The organism is Paenibacillus sp. ov031, assembly GCF_900143165.1.
In the GTDB taxonomy this organism is placed as follows: domain Bacteria; phylum Bacillota; class Bacilli; order Paenibacillales; family Paenibacillaceae; genus Paenibacillus; species Paenibacillus marchantiae.
The window spans coordinates 291967-307545 of the sequence record NZ_FRDO01000005.1 but is presented as its reverse complement, the minus strand read 5'-3'; the positions used below and the strand labels follow the sequence as shown (position 1 = coordinate 307545).

15 protein-coding genes are annotated in these 15579 nt (G+C 48.8%); 12 read left to right on the top strand and 3 right to left on the bottom strand.

Annotated elements, in window-relative coordinates; genetic code table 11:
* Positions 1-211: 211 nt before the first annotated feature.
* Both BUA17_RS21730 and BUA17_RS21725 read right to left on the bottom strand, forming a co-directional pair.
* Positions 212-844 carry a DUF5317 domain-containing protein gene (locus BUA17_RS21730; RefSeq protein ID WP_072734956.1) on the bottom strand — a complete coding sequence of 211 codons (633 nt, stop codon included), beginning with the start codon at positions 842-844 and terminating at the stop codon, positions 212-214.
* 240 nt (positions 845-1084) lie between these two features.
* Complete coding sequence (locus BUA17_RS21725) at positions 1085-2527, bottom strand: hypothetical protein (RefSeq protein ID WP_083584812.1); 1443 nt, start codon at positions 2525-2527, stop codon at positions 1085-1087.
* 277 nt (positions 2528-2804) lie between these two features.
* Between BUA17_RS21725 and BUA17_RS21720 the strand changes: the two genes are divergently transcribed.
* From BUA17_RS21720 to BUA17_RS21695, 6 genes are all read left to right on the top strand, one after another.
* Entirely contained in the window at positions 2805-3836 is a 1032-nt protein-coding gene (locus tag BUA17_RS21720; RefSeq protein ID WP_072734955.1) for a BMP family lipoprotein, read from the top strand.
* A gap of 104 nt (positions 3837-3940) precedes the next feature.
* Positions 3941-5440, top strand: coding sequence for an ABC transporter ATP-binding protein (locus tag BUA17_RS21715; protein WP_063566255.1), 1500 nt, complete (start codon positions 3941-3943; stop codon positions 5438-5440).
* On the top strand, positions 5437-6504 hold the full coding sequence (locus BUA17_RS21710; protein ID WP_063566254.1) for an ABC transporter permease: 1068 nt from the start codon (positions 5437-5439) through the stop codon (positions 6502-6504). The genes BUA17_RS21715 and BUA17_RS21710 overlap by 4 nt, the downstream gene beginning before the upstream one ends.
* On the top strand, positions 6488-7411 hold the full coding sequence (locus BUA17_RS21705; protein ID WP_024632282.1) for an ABC transporter permease: 924 nt from the start codon (positions 6488-6490) through the stop codon (positions 7409-7411). Before BUA17_RS21710 ends, BUA17_RS21705 begins: the two co-directional genes overlap by 17 nt.
* Before the next feature lie 46 nt (positions 7412-7457).
* Positions 7458-8129: a sulfite oxidase-like oxidoreductase gene (locus BUA17_RS21700; protein ID WP_063566253.1), complete on the top strand. Its 672-nt coding sequence runs from the start codon at positions 7458-7460 to the stop codon at positions 8127-8129.
* 1 nt (position 8130) lies between these two features.
* Positions 8131-8889 carry a nucleoside phosphorylase gene (locus tag BUA17_RS21695; RefSeq protein ID WP_072734954.1) on the top strand — a complete coding sequence of 253 codons (759 nt, stop codon included), beginning with the start codon at positions 8131-8133 and terminating at the stop codon, positions 8887-8889.
* 185 nt (positions 8890-9074) lie between these two features.
* On the opposite strand, the gene BUA17_RS21690 is transcribed toward BUA17_RS21695, so the two are convergent.
* Positions 9075-9962, bottom strand: coding sequence for a LysR family transcriptional regulator (locus BUA17_RS21690; protein WP_063566312.1), 888 nt, complete (start codon positions 9960-9962; stop codon positions 9075-9077).
* A 210-nt stretch (positions 9963-10172) separates the two neighbouring features.
* On the opposite strand from BUA17_RS21690, the gene BUA17_RS21685 reads away from it, so the two are divergent.
* From BUA17_RS21685 to BUA17_RS21660, 6 genes are all read left to right on the top strand, one after another.
* A complete protein-coding gene (locus BUA17_RS21685) occupies positions 10173-11063 on the top strand; it encodes a DMT family transporter (protein WP_063566251.1) in 891 nt (296 codons plus the stop codon).
* Between the two features lie 124 nt (positions 11064-11187).
* The gene (locus tag BUA17_RS21680) at positions 11188-11370 is read left to right on the top strand and encodes a hypothetical protein (RefSeq protein WP_063566250.1); all 183 of its coding nucleotides are present in this window, start codon (positions 11188-11190) and stop codon (positions 11368-11370) included.
* A gap of 148 nt (positions 11371-11518) precedes the next feature.
* A complete protein-coding gene (locus BUA17_RS21675) occupies positions 11519-12001 on the top strand; it encodes a GNAT family N-acetyltransferase (RefSeq protein ID WP_072734953.1) in 483 nt (160 codons plus the stop codon).
* Positions 12002-12157: 156 nt separating this feature from the next.
* Complete coding sequence (locus tag BUA17_RS21670) at positions 12158-12559, top strand: metal-sensitive transcriptional regulator (RefSeq protein ID WP_083584811.1); 402 nt, start codon at positions 12158-12160, stop codon at positions 12557-12559.
* Between the two features lie 48 nt (positions 12560-12607).
* On the top strand, positions 12608-12808 hold the full coding sequence (locus BUA17_RS21665) for a copper ion binding protein (protein ID WP_053779829.1): 201 nt from the start codon (positions 12608-12610) through the stop codon (positions 12806-12808).
* Positions 12809-12969: 161 nt separating this feature from the next.
* Complete coding sequence (locus BUA17_RS21660; RefSeq protein WP_072734952.1) at positions 12970-15498, top strand: heavy metal translocating P-type ATPase; 2529 nt, start codon at positions 12970-12972, stop codon at positions 15496-15498.
* Positions 15499-15579: the final 81 nt, after the last annotated feature.

The following is a 15579-nucleotide window of genomic DNA, read 5'->3' as shown; positions in this document are numbered from 1 at the left end:
ATCGGCTTGTACTATATTGATGTATAACATAACAAGTTACCTCCCAAAAATCCAGAAAGAAAAAACAGGCCGCTGGCAGCCTGTTTGTCTTGGTTGGCGAAGTATATGTACTAGCCGCCCAGCTTGTATCCCGAAGTCAATGCAACAACGACAGAAGCTACGATGATTGCGTTGATGACGAGACGGGAATATTTAATGCCTTCGAATTTTTTCATGGAAAAGACCTCCCTTCCTTGGAGTCTGTCCGAATGTCTTCAGGCCTGATGGAACTCACTGGCTGCAAAGCTTCTCCGGTTCGATTCACCATCATGTACTGGATAAACAGGAATATGCCAATGTTCATGACCACATCGCCGATGCTGATCACCTGGGTCCGCGGATAAGGGCTGGACAGCGGGATGATATCACCTAGGAATGAAAGATGTGTGGAAGCATCCATCATATAGTGCTTTGATACCGCCCCGCCTTCGCGCAGCATATCTACATAATAGGGCCCAAGAACAGCAGAGGCGTCCACGGAAACCGGCATACGCCCACCGTTCACTGCCATGACGATGAAATTGAGAAAGACACCGATCCAGATCAACGTAAAACCTTTGTAATGTCGATTAAGCCACAAAAATGCTAGACCTGTGACATAAACGGCAGCAAACAGGTACCCGTTGATGGATGCAACCCACTCAAGCCTTTCCTGCAAGAAAAAGATGAAGAACTGGGCCAGCAGCAACAGCGGGAATATCCATCCGCCTCGCAGCTTGAGTGCTGCAAACTGGTGGAGACCATACCGAAATCCTCCCCGGAACAGTCCAACGATCAAGCCTAGCAGAATGCCGTCGTATACCATGATTAACTCCTGTCTTACAGATATGTGTAAATGTGATTGCGTGTTTGTGTATCTATGTTATTCGACCTTTTACTGGTAAATCCTTCAATGGAAAATATTTTTTTGAGAAGAAATTTGCAAAAAAAATAAACAAAAAACCGCCTTTACGAACCAATGGGTCGAATCCATTGAAAAGTTCGGTAAAGACGGCTTTATATTATGTCAAAATGCGAGCTTTAATGCACCTAGCATATGTTCGATTTATTCCGATTCCCCGTTGAGATAATTGAAGAACGGGTGGTCAACCCAGAAGGTGTAACTGGAAATATCCGCATCAGGGGCGAGCTTACGGAATCCTTCCTGAATTGCCTTGGAATTCTCCTTAAGGGAGAAGGATTGTGCGTAATAGTTGCCAAGTGAAATTTTATTGTTAGCAATGACCGGATATTCCGCCAGAGCAGTCGGTGAATAATACAGCGGCTGCCACCAGGAAGCATGGATTAAGGCAGAGGTGTCATCGCTATTCTTTTTTGCATACTTCAATATAATGTCGTTGAAACGGGCTTTGTCCGCTGTGTTATTGAACTCGAACTGAATGTCATATTCTTTGGCGTAGGCGATGTAGTTGCCATTCTCGATCTGGGTTACTTTGTAATCCGGTGTTTCTTTGGGCTCTCCCCATTCCTTCAAATAGATGAAGGCAGATGTCTTCGGCTGGAACTGTACATCAGCATCGATGCCTTCACTGCGCAACAGTCCAATTAACTGCACCGCATGTTTAATATCATCATGTCCGTAAGTTAAAGTCAGTTCATCGATGAAGTTGGAATTAAAGCGACTATCCTTAAGATTGTAACCTGTGACGAGATCATTCCGCAGAGCTTGATCCACAATGGTCCGAAGATCCGGTGCTTCTATTAAATCAGCAGTGCGATAGGCAGCGTACAATTTGGAGTAAATGTCAGCGTCGCCGGAACGGCCAATTTCATTTTTATATTTACCCTGACTGGTCAATACCCGTCCAAGCAAAATGTTGGCAAAATCGGAACTCGCTTCGCCACCCTTACGGAGAGCGGGGTACAGACTTTCCGGGATCAGACCTGTATCGATGGCAGCGGCCAGTTCCTGCGCGGCTTGTCCCTGCACGCGGCTTGGGCTAATGCCCAGTTTTGCAAGTGCCTTTGCTGTTTTGTCTTCAGGATATGTATAGGCCAGCTCTTTGAATCCGGCTGCTTTGACTGCGATGAAGACAGCGGCATAAGTGCTCAGTTTGTCATTGGCACGAACTTCCGAACCGGATAGGATACCATTGTTATATAAGGAAACGGCAGCTTTATAAGCTGAATCATTCGATTTCAGATCAGTAAAGGATGGGGCCTTAACTAAACTGTCACTTGCTTCATCTGTAGCAGGAGCAGCTTGATCGGCTTCAAGAATGGTAGCAATCGCCTTGATGAAGTCACCCTTCGTTAACTGTTTCGGCAATTGGATATTGTATTTAGCTTGCAGGAATTGGGCGTAATCAGCTGCACTCTCGGTATAAACTGAAGGAGCTTGTGCTACGGGTCCTTTAACAGCCTGTGAGGTCGTTTGTCCAGCGGAAGTGGCGGATGCTGCGGATACCGAAGCGGGCAAGCTGAGGCTGCCGAGTGTAACCGGAGCGGCGAGCAGAGCGGCCAGTGTGATCTGGGTGATTTTTTTCAAATGAATAGCCTCCTCAAAATAGGGTTGGAAAATAAATAAGATTGCGTTATAATTCTGACAAATCCTATCTGAATATAATAATTGGATTGACTTTAGCATGGAGCAGCTCTGGATGTCAACGGAAAAAACCTTGGTATAGAGAGGCTTCGGAGGCTCTGTCGAAGGCAAATCAACTATTATATTCCATTTAGTGTATACGCTCAAAGATTTATTGACAAGGATCGACAGTATCCGCTAGGATTATAAAAAAAGAATAGTGAAAAGGGGAATTTTCAAAATGAAAAGAGGTTTATCGTTCGTCTTATCGATCATCATGTTGGCTATATTGCTGGCGGCTTGTGGAAATTCTGCTTCCAAAGACGAACAATCGGCCCAAGATGGCGACAGTGAAAAATCACTGCGCATGGCGCTTGTACTTCCTGAAAAAATCGGGGTAAACCCGTTCTTCGTACAGATGGATGAAGGTTTCAAAAAAGCAGGCGAGGAATTCAAGGTAGATACCAAAACGATTGAATCGACTGACCCGGCAGCATTTGAGCAAAACCTGCGTGCTGCAGTTGCTGAGAACTATGATCTGATCATTACAGCGACATTCCAGGCAGAAGATGCACTGAAAAAAGTGGCTGCCGAAAATCCGGACAAGTCCTTTGCCGTTGTAGACACAACGGTGGATCTACCGAACGTACGTAGCGTTGGTTTCCATGAATATGAAGGAGCATACCTGCTTGGTGCAGCTGCCGGACTGTCTACGAAAACAGACAAAGTCGGTATGATTGCCGCGATGGACGTTCCATTGATCAAGAAATATACAGAAGGTTTCAAAGCTGGTCTGGAATCGGTTAACCCGAAAGCGGAATTCCTTGTGAACTACGTTGGTGGATTTAACGACCCGGCCAAAGCCAAAGAGCTTGCGTTGGTACAATTCGGCAAAGGTGCTGACTTCATTGCCGCAGCATCCGCTGTAGGGGATCTGGGCGTGTTCGAAGCCGCGAAAGAAAAAGGCTTCTATACTTCCGGTCAGGATACGGACCGTACCGTTGAAGATCCGGAACATATCGTATTATCTCAATTAAAGTCGACTGATACAGTTTCTTACCAGACGGTGAAAGACTTCGTTGAAGGAAACTTCAAGGCGGGCGCTGTGAACTATGGCTTGAAAGAAGATGGCGTAGGCCTGACTTACGTAACACGTGATAGCGAAACTCCATTGAATGCTTTTGTTGGACAAGAAGTTATCGACAAGGTTAAAGCAATCAAGGATGATATCGTATCCGGCAAAATCGTTGTGAAAGATCCATTGCAACAGTAGTATTGTTTGTTTCATAGGATTGAGTAATTGAGTTGATCAGCCGGCTGCCCGATCAGGCAGCCGGTTTTGCTGCTATTTAAGACCGAGAGGAGAGAACGCGAGATATGCTGTTGGAGATGGAGCAGATTACGAAGAAATACGGCGGCTTCACCGCTAACCGGGACATCCGTTTTAATTTGCGAGAAGGAGAGATTCATGCCCTCGTGGGTGAGAACGGCGCTGGTAAGACAACCCTGATGCGTATGTTGTATGGAATGGAGCAACCGACATCAGGCACAATCAAAGTTCGTGGACGCGAGGTCAGCTTCGCAACTCCGTCTCAGGCCATGGCAAGTGGTATCGGCATGGTGCATCAGCATTTCATGCTGTTTCCTTCCTTTACGGTTGCCGAGAACATCGTGATTGGCCGTGAACCGTCTGCGGCAGGGGTATTTGATCGCAAACAGGCGGCGGCCCAGGTGAATGAATTGGGCAGAACGTATGGCATGCCAGTTGATCCGTGGAAAAAAGTATTTGAATGCCCTCTGGGCATGCAGCAGCGTGTTGAAATTCTCAAGGTGCTGCATCAGGGCGCGGACATCATTATATTGGATGAACCATCAGCGGTACTGACACCGCTGGAAGTGAAAGAACTACTCGCGAATATGAAATCCCTTGCCAAGTTGGGCAAAACCTTTGTATTGATCACGCACAAGCTGCAGGAAGTTATGGATGTGGCAGACCGGATCACGGTTCTTCGTGATGGTCAGGTGACAGGTACATTGGAAGCAAAAGACACGAATGTAGAGGAACTGTCCCGCCTGATGGTAGGGCGTGAGCTGGTTCGCATGGACAAGCAGCCATCCGTTCCGGGAGAAGCTGTGCTTCAGGTGGAAGCGGTAAACTTGTCAGGGGCAGAGGACCGTTCTGCACTCAAGGATATCCATTTGCAAGTTCGGAAAGGCGAGGTCGTTGGAATCGCGGGTATTTCCGGCAACGGCCAGTCTGAACTGATCCAGATCATTGCGGGACTACGCAAGGCAGATAGCGGCCGCGTCCTACTGTCAGGGCAGGATACAACCAATTGGCCAGTGCGGCGCATTAGGGAGCATGGACTTGCCCATATCCCGGAAGACCGTTATATGTGGGGAGCGGCGAAAGATGCGAGCGTTCGTGAAAATGGACTGATGGGCCACCATCACCGGCTTCAATCACGCGGTATCATTAAAGCGAAGGCAGCACGGACCATGGTGGAGAACTGGATCAAGCAGTTCAGCATCAAAACCGGTTCTGCGGAAACGAAGGCGCAGTTCCTATCTGGCGGTAACTTGCAGAAGTTGATTGCTGCGCGTGAGTTTGCCCAGGATACGCCGTTTCTGATTGCGGCTGAACCTACGCGGGGTGTAGACATCGGAGCGATGGAGACCATCCACGCTGAATTGCTGCGCAAACGGAATGAGGGTGCGGGTATTCTGCTCGTTTCCTCGGAATTGTCCGAGATTTTGCAATTATCGGATCGAATCATTGTCATGTATGAAGGCGGAATTGCCGGGGAACTGAAGGCAGATGAAGCAACAGAAGAACAGATCAGCTTGTTGATGGCAGGAGGGAAAGAGCGGATATGAATCGGGTAAAAGAAACACTTCGCGGACTCATACAGCCGCTGCTTGCCGTATTCATCGGTTTGCTGGCAGGTGCTGTAGCCATTCTGATCGTTGGCGGTTCCGTGGTGGATACGTATGCGGAGATGTGGAAAGGGGCCTTCGGCAACTTCTACTTCTTCACTAACACACTGGCACGTTCGACGCCCATTATTCTTGCGGGGCTGGGCGTAGCACTGGCATTCCGCGCCGGATTTTTCAACATGGGTGCAGAAGGACAGATGGTTCTGGGCGGACTTAGTGCAGCGCTGACGGCGCTCTACCTGCCGGGTCCAGGCTGGTTTGTCTGTATTGCAGCCATTGTGGCGGGGATCATCGCCGGTGGGGTCTGGTCGCTGTTTGCAGGTTGGCTGGATGCCCGCTTTGGCATGAATCTGTTGATCACAACACTGCTGCTCAACTATATTGCGATTTATTTTGGAGGATACATGGTATCCTACCCGTTTAAAGACCGTACAGGATCAGCGGCAATGGCCCAGACGCCAATGATTGATCAGAGTGTCTGGCTGCCGAAGCTGTTCCAGGGTATGGGACTGCATGCTGGATTCATCATTGCTATTGTGGCGGCGATTCTCATCTACTGGTTCACACACAAGACGGTAACTGGTTATGAGATTCGCATGTTGGGAAGCAATCCTTCGTTTGCAACGTATGGTGGCGTGCGACGCATTCGCATGATGATGCTGTCCATGATCATCAGTGGTGGACTTGCAGGTCTTGCGGGTGCAGGGGAAGTGCTAGGGACACAGTATCGTTTCCTTGATGGATCGTTGTCATCTGCAAGTTATGCATGGAGCGGCATTATGGCGACATTGCTTGCCCGCTCGCATCCGCTAGGAACAGCTGTGGCGGCAATCCTGCTTGCAGCGTTGCAGACAGGTGCCATGGGGATGGAACGGAATACGGATGTGCCGCTGGAAGTCGGCAGTGTCATCCAAGCAGTATTGACGTTATTTGTATCGGCTCAGATCGGATATTCATTCCTGAAGCGGAGAAAGGAGAAAAAGTCCAATGCAACAACTGTTTGATGCAGCCATGTTTGGCTCTACCTTGCGGATTATGACGCCGATCCTGCTTGCAGCGCTCGGTGGGGCTTTATGCTCTCGTGTCGGTCTGTTCAACGTGGGTCTGGAAGGACTCGTACTGATCGGTGCTTTCTCCGCTATTGTCGGTAACTATCTGTTCGGCAATGTACTGTTGGCTGTAATATTTTCTATTGTGATCGTCATGTTGTTCTCTGCGCTATTTGCCTTTATCAGTATTAATCTGAAAGCCAACGCCATTGTGGTCGGGATCTCGCTTAACTTTCTGGCCACAGGACTGACGACTTTTGCGCTGCGGGCGATTTTTGATGTAAAAGGTGCTTACTATGACAAGGATATGGTGGGACTCCCCAAATGGGACATTCCTCTTATTAAGGACATTCCGTGGGTAGGCGATGTTATCTCAGGGCATAGCCCGCTCGTGTATCTCGGGATTATTATCGTAATTGCCTTGCAGTTTTATCTGTTCAAAAGTGTCTCCGGTTTCCGTCTTCGTTCCGTGGGTGAGAACCCGGTAGCGGCACAAAGTATCGGCATCAAGGTGCGCGGTATTCAATATGGTGCAGTTCTGATGTGCGGCGTATTGTGCGCCTTGGCGGGTGCACAGTTATCGCTCGGTCAGGTTACGATGTTTACCGAGGGCATGACCGCAGGTCGCGGCTTCATCGCATTGGTAGCGACCATGTTGGGTCAAGCGAATCCGCTCGGCGTTATGGGGTCCAGTGTGCTGTTTGGGTTCATGGAAGCTCTTAGTATCCGACTACAGGGCTTCGCGTTGCCAACTCACTTTACCATGATGCTGCCGTATATTGTGACACTGGTGGCGATGTTCTTCTTCAAGGACCGTACTTATGCACAAGACGCACTGAAAGCGGGCGGAAGCTCGCGTTAAATCCTGAATGTTATGCTGGAAGCATATAAAGAAGGAGGAATCACGCTTGCATAATAAGGCTGAACGTCTGAAAAAAACGAAAAGCCCGGCACCCAAAGCGGGTGCTGAGCACGGAGACCGACTGCCACCGGGGCAGGTACTGACCGAGAAATTCCCGATTCTGCATGAAGGTGAAGTGCCGGAATACGACCTTTCCACCTGGGATTTGAAGGTATTCGGTGAAGTTGAAGAGGAGAAGGTGTTCTCCTTCGCCGAGCTTCAGGGGATGCCTCAAGTGAACACGGTGAGCGATATTCATTGTGTTACCCGCTGGTCGAAGTTTGATACACCATGGGAAGGCATACGGTTCTCGGATTTCATCAAGCTACTTGGCGTCAAACCGGAAGCAAAATATGTTATGATCCACGCGGATCATGATTATGAAACGAATGTTCCGTTCGAAGAACTAATGCATGATGATGTATTGCTTGCTTTTAAATTTAACGGTGAGCCGCTCACACCGAAGCACGGTTATCCGCTGCGCTTGGTTGTTCCACAACTCTACTTCTGGAAGAGTGCGAAGTGGATACGGGGTCTGGAATTCATGAAAGAAGATCGCAATGGCTTCTGGGAAGTCAATGGTTTCCATCATTTTGCCGATCCGTTCAAGGAGCAGCGCTTCTCTGGTGAAGATATTCCGATTCCGGAAGACGAATGGACGAAGAAGGAGTTTGATTAAGATGTTGATGCCTATTTTGCAAATTCATTCCGAAGATATGCCTGCATATGCCATTGTCTGTGGTGATCCGGCACGTGCGGAGAAAATTTCCCGCAAGCTGGAGCGGGCGAGAGAACTGGCGTTCAGTCGGGAGTATCGCACGTTTGTAGGATTGTATGAAGGTGTACAAATGGCCGTGGTCAGCCATGGCGTAGGTTCACCAGGAGCAGCTGTCTGCTTCGAAGAACTGATCCGGGCAGGGGTAACGACCCTGATTCGTGTAGGTACAGCGGGCTCGTACACAACGGATTATCCAGCGGGCAGCGTAATCGTCAGCACGGCCGCTGTGCGTACGGACGGGCTGACACGTCAGCTGGTACCAGATGGTTTCCCTGCGGTAGCGGACCTTGGTGTTACACAAGCGTTAATCGAGGCAACTCGTGAGCATGCAAGTGCAGCGAAAGCTTCAAGTGCGGGTAAAGTTGGCGTGGGCATTACCGTTACGCTGGATGCATTCTTCACAGGCGTTGAAGAGATTCCTCACCGCAAGTACAAGCAGGCGGGTGCTCTTGCCGCTGAGATGGAAATTGCCGCACTTTACATCGTCAGCACACTGCGCGGCGCTCGTGCCGGAGCTATTGTCGCTATCGACGGTTTCGCAGACAGCGACCTGGCAGCCGAGTATGATCCGCATACAAATGCGGTAGCTGATGCAGTTGAGCGGGAGATCGAAGCGGCACTGCGTGCACTGGCTGCACTGGCTCGTCAGGATCAGGCGTAAAAGCTGAGATCATCAGGGTATTTTGTAGTACTATTGCTGGTAAAAAGCTAAACGCGTAAATGATGTTCATCTGAGGTGGACAATATAAAAGGGCGTCCCATAAGGTCATATTCATGACTTTGGGATGCCCTTTTGAGTTTGAGATAGAAGCGACTGGCGCTAGATTGGAAGGTGCAATCGATTCGTTAGCGTTGTCCGAACAATTGCTGTGCCGTCTCAATAAATAACCGGGATGCGGGAGAAGCATCGACAAGTGAAGGAACGGCAATCTCGATATTGCGGTAGGCTTTCGGCTCTGTGGGGAGTGCTTTGACACCCGGAGGCAGCCAGGATAGTGAGATCGCAGGCAGCATGGCGGTCCCGAGTCCCTGCTCGATCATGCTAAGGCAAGTGTTTACGTTATACACGACAAATCCGAAATGTAATTCTGCATCTGCTCGATTGAATAGATCAACAATCGGTACCTCATAGCCGCCTTTGCAAATAATCATGGGGTGTTTGTCCAGCATTTGTACCGGCAGAATTTCCTGATTCGCAAAAGGTTCATCGTCCCGAAACACCGCGAGCATCTCCTCGCTATAGAGTGGAAGCGTCTCATAAGACACATCTACTGGTTCTTTATCTGTGGCAATAATGAGAGCTACATCAATGGCGCGTGAGCTTAGCCACTCCTGAATTTCAAGGATGTTCCCCTCGTGCAGCTCAAACTGAATCTGAGGATAGCGGTCCCGAATCGAGCGGATGATTTTTGGCAGCAGATGGGCGGATGACATAGGGAAAGAGCCAATACGAATCGTACCAATCTCCAACCCTTTTTCGGCCGCAACGACCTGCTGTACCTTATCAAATTGCTGTAAAATGCGGCGGAAAATAACCAGAATTCGCTGTCCCACATCCGTAAGCACGATGCCGTTCCTGCGATCCCGTATGATTAGAGTGACATCCAGTTCATTCTCTAGCGAAGAGATGGCCCGACTGACTGCGGGCTGTGTCATATTCAGTTCCTGGCCTGCACGGGTGAAACTTCCCGTCTCCGCAATTTTCACAAATAACTGCAACTGTGAGTTGTTCATAACAAATATGGTATGCTCCTTATGATTAACATGCATTTCAATTATTTCGATCATTATTGTATCATGAAGACACGGAACGATCAAAGAACGGATGTAAAACGGATCTGGATCGGATTCCAAATGGTTTGCAGGCACAGAAAGAGCGCAGGATAATGTGTACGATTGATTAAACTGCGCCTGTAGATGTGTGCCGGATAGGAGAATAAACATATGGCTTTATCACGTGCAAAAGCAGGCTGGGTCCTGGCTTTTCTGGTACTCATGTGGGGAGTAAACTGGCCCCTGACCAAATACGCATTAAATTTCACACCGCCGCTCATATTCGCAGGCATGCGCCTGTTAATTGGGGGTCTGGTGCTGGGGCTGTATGCTTTTCCCCGCTACAAAACGCTGCGGTTGAAGCAAACCTGGCATATTTATGCCATATCTGCGGTGCTTAACATCATCTTCTTCTACGGTTTTCAGACCGTGGGGCTGACGGAAGTGCCAGCAGGATTATTTTCATCCATAGTGTTCCTACAGCCTGTGCTGCTCGGAATCGGGGCATGGTTGTGGCTGGGTGAGTCCATGTATGGACTGAAGATTGCCGGATTGGTGATCGGTTTTGCAGGGGTGGCTACGATCAGTATTGGCGGCATGACAGGCAAAGTATCCCCTGAAGGGGTTATGCTTGGGCTGTTCAGTGCAATTAGCTGGGCGATCGGGACCGTATATATGAAGCGAAATTCAATGAAGGTCGATGGAATCTGGATGACAGCCATTCCGATTTTGATCGGCGGAGTTGTTCTGACGTTGACAGGTACGGTCACAGAGAGCTGGGCTGATGTGCAGTGGGTGCTTCCTTTTATACTGGATACGCTGTTTATTTCGGTGTTTGTCATTGCAATGGGCTGGCTCGCGTTCTTCAAACTGGTTAGCTCCGGCGAAGCCAGCAAAGTAGGATCGTTTACGTTCCTGATTCCGCTGATCGCCCTGTTATGCAGTGTGCTGTTCCTCGGAGAGTCGGTTACGGTCAATCTGATCGCAGGTCTGGTTATGATTATTGCCAGCATCCTGCTTGTGAATGTTAAAGTGAAAGGCAGTAAAGTCGCGAAAATATAAAGTTATACGGAGAACTTTCTTCAAGTGGTTGTTGAACCCTTGTATACATTCAGAATGACAATGCAAAAAATGGGTAAGTTATATATAGGAACATCACCATGATTACGAAGAGGAGGACTCCAGCATGACACAGAACAATCAACCTCAGGATGAGGCGGCAATTCGCAACAAACTGGATGAAGACGGGGATTCCTTGATGGAGAAAAAGAAAATTTTGAGCGGTGTGGATATTGAGCCGCAAGCGGACGAATGGTCTGCTAAACCGTCACCTGTAGCATTTGATGAAGGTAAATCATCCAAAGAATAAGAGGAACCAGATATAGCTTTAAAAGAAGCGGGTACCGTTAAGGTATCTGCTTTTTTATATCAGAATGGTTAAGCATGTTTCGGAGCATCATCTTCCTGATGTCTTATTGTATAATCATGGGAAACGTTTGTGAGAGGAGAATGTGAAGATGAGTGAGATTAACATTAGAAGGGCTGTCATCGGAGATTACACGGGAGTATCTGCATTAATGGATGAACTGCATCACTTGCATGTGGAGGCCAGGCCAGACGTATACAGAGAGCTGCAGACGAGAATGAGTCATAAGGAATATGAAGAACTACTGGAAACGGATCATCGTTATCTCTATGTTGCGGAATTGCTGGAACAGGGTGAGATTGTTGGATATGCGAGCGCACAGTTGAATGTTATTCAGAAAGTGGATTTGTTAAAGGATCGAAAGATGTTATATATCCATGAGATCATCGTTGGTAGTAAACATCGTGGACATGGGGCAGGCAAACTGTTGATGAAGGAGTTAATCGAACTTGGCAAAGAAATGCAGGTCGACAGTGTTGAACTGACCGTGTCTACATTTAATACTGGTGCTCAAGCTTTCTATGAGCAGATGGGTCTGGCTGTACGCAGCAGCAGAATGGAATACATACTATAATGTGCCTGTACGAAGACTGATGAGATGTCTGGTGCGTTAGTGCAGTCGTAGGAAGCATGGAATACATCCATTTGGAGTAAAATAAAGAAATAGTCTTGCATACCCCCATGGGGTATGTTACTCTTATTACAGAACGAAAGAAAAGGGGTGTTCGCGATGGAACATCAGAGCCATCCCAAGGAACCTTTGGAGTCATCCGTAACAGAGGTGAACGAAGTCTCACAGACAGATGATCAGCAAGCCAATGCATGTCATACGTCAGGCAGTGATGGAAAGCATGTGCGCAAGAGCCATCACTCCCAAGAGATGAAGGGCAACCTGATTTCTCGCTTGAACCGTGTTGAAGGACAGATTCGCGGGATCAAGGGATTGATCGAGAAGGATACCTATTGTGATGATGTGCTGACACAGATCGCGGCTGCTCAGTCCGCTCTTAATTCAGTAGGCAAGCTATTGCTGGAAGGCCACATGAAGAGCTGCATCGTTGAGCGCATTCAGGCCGGAGAGCATGAGGTTGTGGATGAATTGTTGGTAACGGTAAGAAAGTTAATGAAGTAATTATTTTTGAATGAACTCATCATTTATATATCTAAGGAGGAACTACCCATGTCTAATATTACGTTGAACGTTACAGGAATGTCTTGCAATCACTGTGTGAAATCGGTTGAAGAAGCTGTGAAGAATGCGGGAGCGAATGGTCAGGTTGATCTGGCAGCAGGAACTGTCGCAGTTGAATATGACGAGCAAAAAGTCAATGTGGATCAGATCAAGGCAGCCATCGAAGATCAAGGGTATGACGTAGTCTAATCATCGCAGGCTTAAACTGAACTTCCCTTTGCATGGAAAGGAATTCAACAGGTCTTTTCCATTAAATGAGTTCATTGTTTAAGCCTGATTTTCTGTCTTTTATATACCCCTTGGGGGTATTGAATGTGTAGGGATATTTCATAGAGAAAGGAGCTAACAACATGGATAAGTCATCAACAACGGAAAACGCAACAGCATCAGAACCCGTACCTTCACAGGAAGCAGCGGGATTGCAGACAACACTGCAAATTACAGGCATGACCTGTGCTGCCTGCTCTACCCGGATTGAGAAGGGTTTGTCCCGAATGGAAGGGGTCAATCAGGCGAATGTTAACCTCGCTATAGAACAAGCAACGGTATCCTATGATCCGAAGACAACGAACATCAATGCTTTGCGGGATAAGGTGGAGGCCCTTGGCTATGGTACAGTAACGGAATCCGTGGATTTGGACATTACAGGCATGACCTGTGCTGCTTGTTCTACTCGAATCGAAAAAGGTCTTTCCCGGTTGCCGGGTGTATCCCGTGCAAACGTGAACCTGGCGCTGGAAACGGGACATGTGGAATTTGCAGCAGGAGTACTGAAGGCAACCGATATTACGGCGAAGATCAAACAGCTCGGTTATGGAGCAGAGTTGCAGAAGACACAGGAAGATACCCAATCAGTGCGTGAGCGTGAATTACAGCGTAAAAAGTGGAAATGGATGATCTCCGCCCTGTTATCTTTGCCACTGCTTTGGGCCATGGTGGGTCACTTTTCATTTACCTCGTGGATCTGGGTACCGGATCTGTTCATGAACCCATGGTTCCAACTGGTGTTGGCAACGCCAGTACAGTTTGTGATTGGATGGCAATTCTATGTGGGAGCCTATAAAGCGCTCCGTAATGGCAGTGCCAATATGGATGTACTGGTTGCTTTGGGTACAAGTGCGGCTTTCTTCTACAGTCTGTATCTGACCCTGACCAGTGGCAATGCAGCTTCGACCATGATGGATCATGGTGGGACGGGAATGGCTACAGCAGCCATGCCAACCGTGGAGCTTTATTATGAGACGAGTGCAATTCTGATTACGTTGATCCTATTGGGAAAATGGTTTGAGGCCGTAGCCAAGGGGCGTTCCTCTCAGGCAATCAAGAGCCTCATCGAACTGGCTCCGCGTGAAGCCAGAGTGATTCGTGATGGACAGGAGGTTATTGTACCGTCTGCGTATGTCGCGGTAGGTGATCTCGTTCTGGTAAAACCCGGAGATAGCATTCCTGTCGATGGCGTCGTGGAGGAGGGGCAGTCTTCTGTCGACGAATCCATGTTAAGCGGAGAGAGCCTGCCCGTGGATAAAAAACCAGGGGACGCCGTTACAGGTGCTACGTTGAATAAAAATGGAGTATTAAGACTGCGTGCGACCCGCGTGGGCTCGGACACGGCGTTATCCCAAATTATTAAAGTGGTTGAACAAGCGCAGGGTTCCAAGGCCCCTATTCAGCGGATTGCCGATGTGATCTCAGGTATCTTTGTTCCGATTGTTGTAGGCATCGCAGCAGTCACGTTCCTGATCTGGTATTTTTTCGCCAGTCCCGGTGACTTTGCTGGTTCGCTGGAGAAGGCGATTGCTGTACTTGTCATTGCCTGTCCTTGTGCGCTTGGACTCGCAACCCCAACGTCCATTATGGCTGGATCAGGGCGTGCGGCGGAATATGGTGTGTTGTTCAAAGGCGGCGAACATCTGGAATCGGCACAGCAGATCCAGACCGTTGTACTGGACAAAACAGGTACAGTTACCCAAGGCAAGCCCGTGCTTACGGATGTGGTGACGGCTCCAGAATGGACGGAAGCAGACTTGCTGCAACGGGTGGGAGCAGCAGAGCAGAGTTCGGAGCATCCTTTGGCTGAGGCGATTGTAGAAGGAATCCGAGGTAAAGGTCTGGAACTGGTCCAGTCAGAGCAATTCGAGAACATACCGGGATATGGTGTGCGAGCTCGGGTTCAGGGACAAGAGGTCCTGGTCGGGACACGCCGACTGCTTACGGATGCGAAGGTGAATGTCTCCGAGGAAACGATGCAACAGATGAATAACCTTGAGGAACAAGGACGCACAGCGATGCTGGTCGCCGTGGACGGTCAATGGGCTGGGGTTGTTGCGGTGGCGGATACCATCAAGGAAACTTCACGGGAAGCCATTCAGCGGCTTCATGCTATGGGAATTGATGTCATCATGATTACGGGAGACAATGAGCGGACAGCACGCGCTGTAGCGGAGCAAGCCGGAATTAATAAAGTTCTGGCTGAGGTACTGCCAGAGGGTAAAGCGGCAGAAGTGAAAAAACTTCAGGAGAGTGGCCTCAAGGTAGCGATGGTTGGAGATGGTATCAACGATGCTCCGGCCCTTGCTACAGCCGATATTGGTATGGCCATCGGAACCGGAACCGATGTAGCGATGGAAGCAGCGGATATTACGCTAATGCGCGGCGATCTGAACAGTATTGCAGATGCAATCGAGATGAGCCGGCGCACGATGGGCAATATCAAGCAGAACCTGTTCTGGGCACTTGGCTATAACGTGATTGGGATTCCAATTGCAGCAGTGGGCTTCCTAGCTCCTTGGTTGGCAGGTGCGGCCATGGCGTTCAGCTCTGTGTCGGTTGTATTGAATTCGCTGCGTCTGCAACGGATGAAACTGAAAAGCAATGACTGATGTCCATTGAGGGACGTGATTCAACTTTGCATTATGCTCAAAAGTAAGCATAGGGTGCGGTCCGCTGCGGCGGACCGTGCT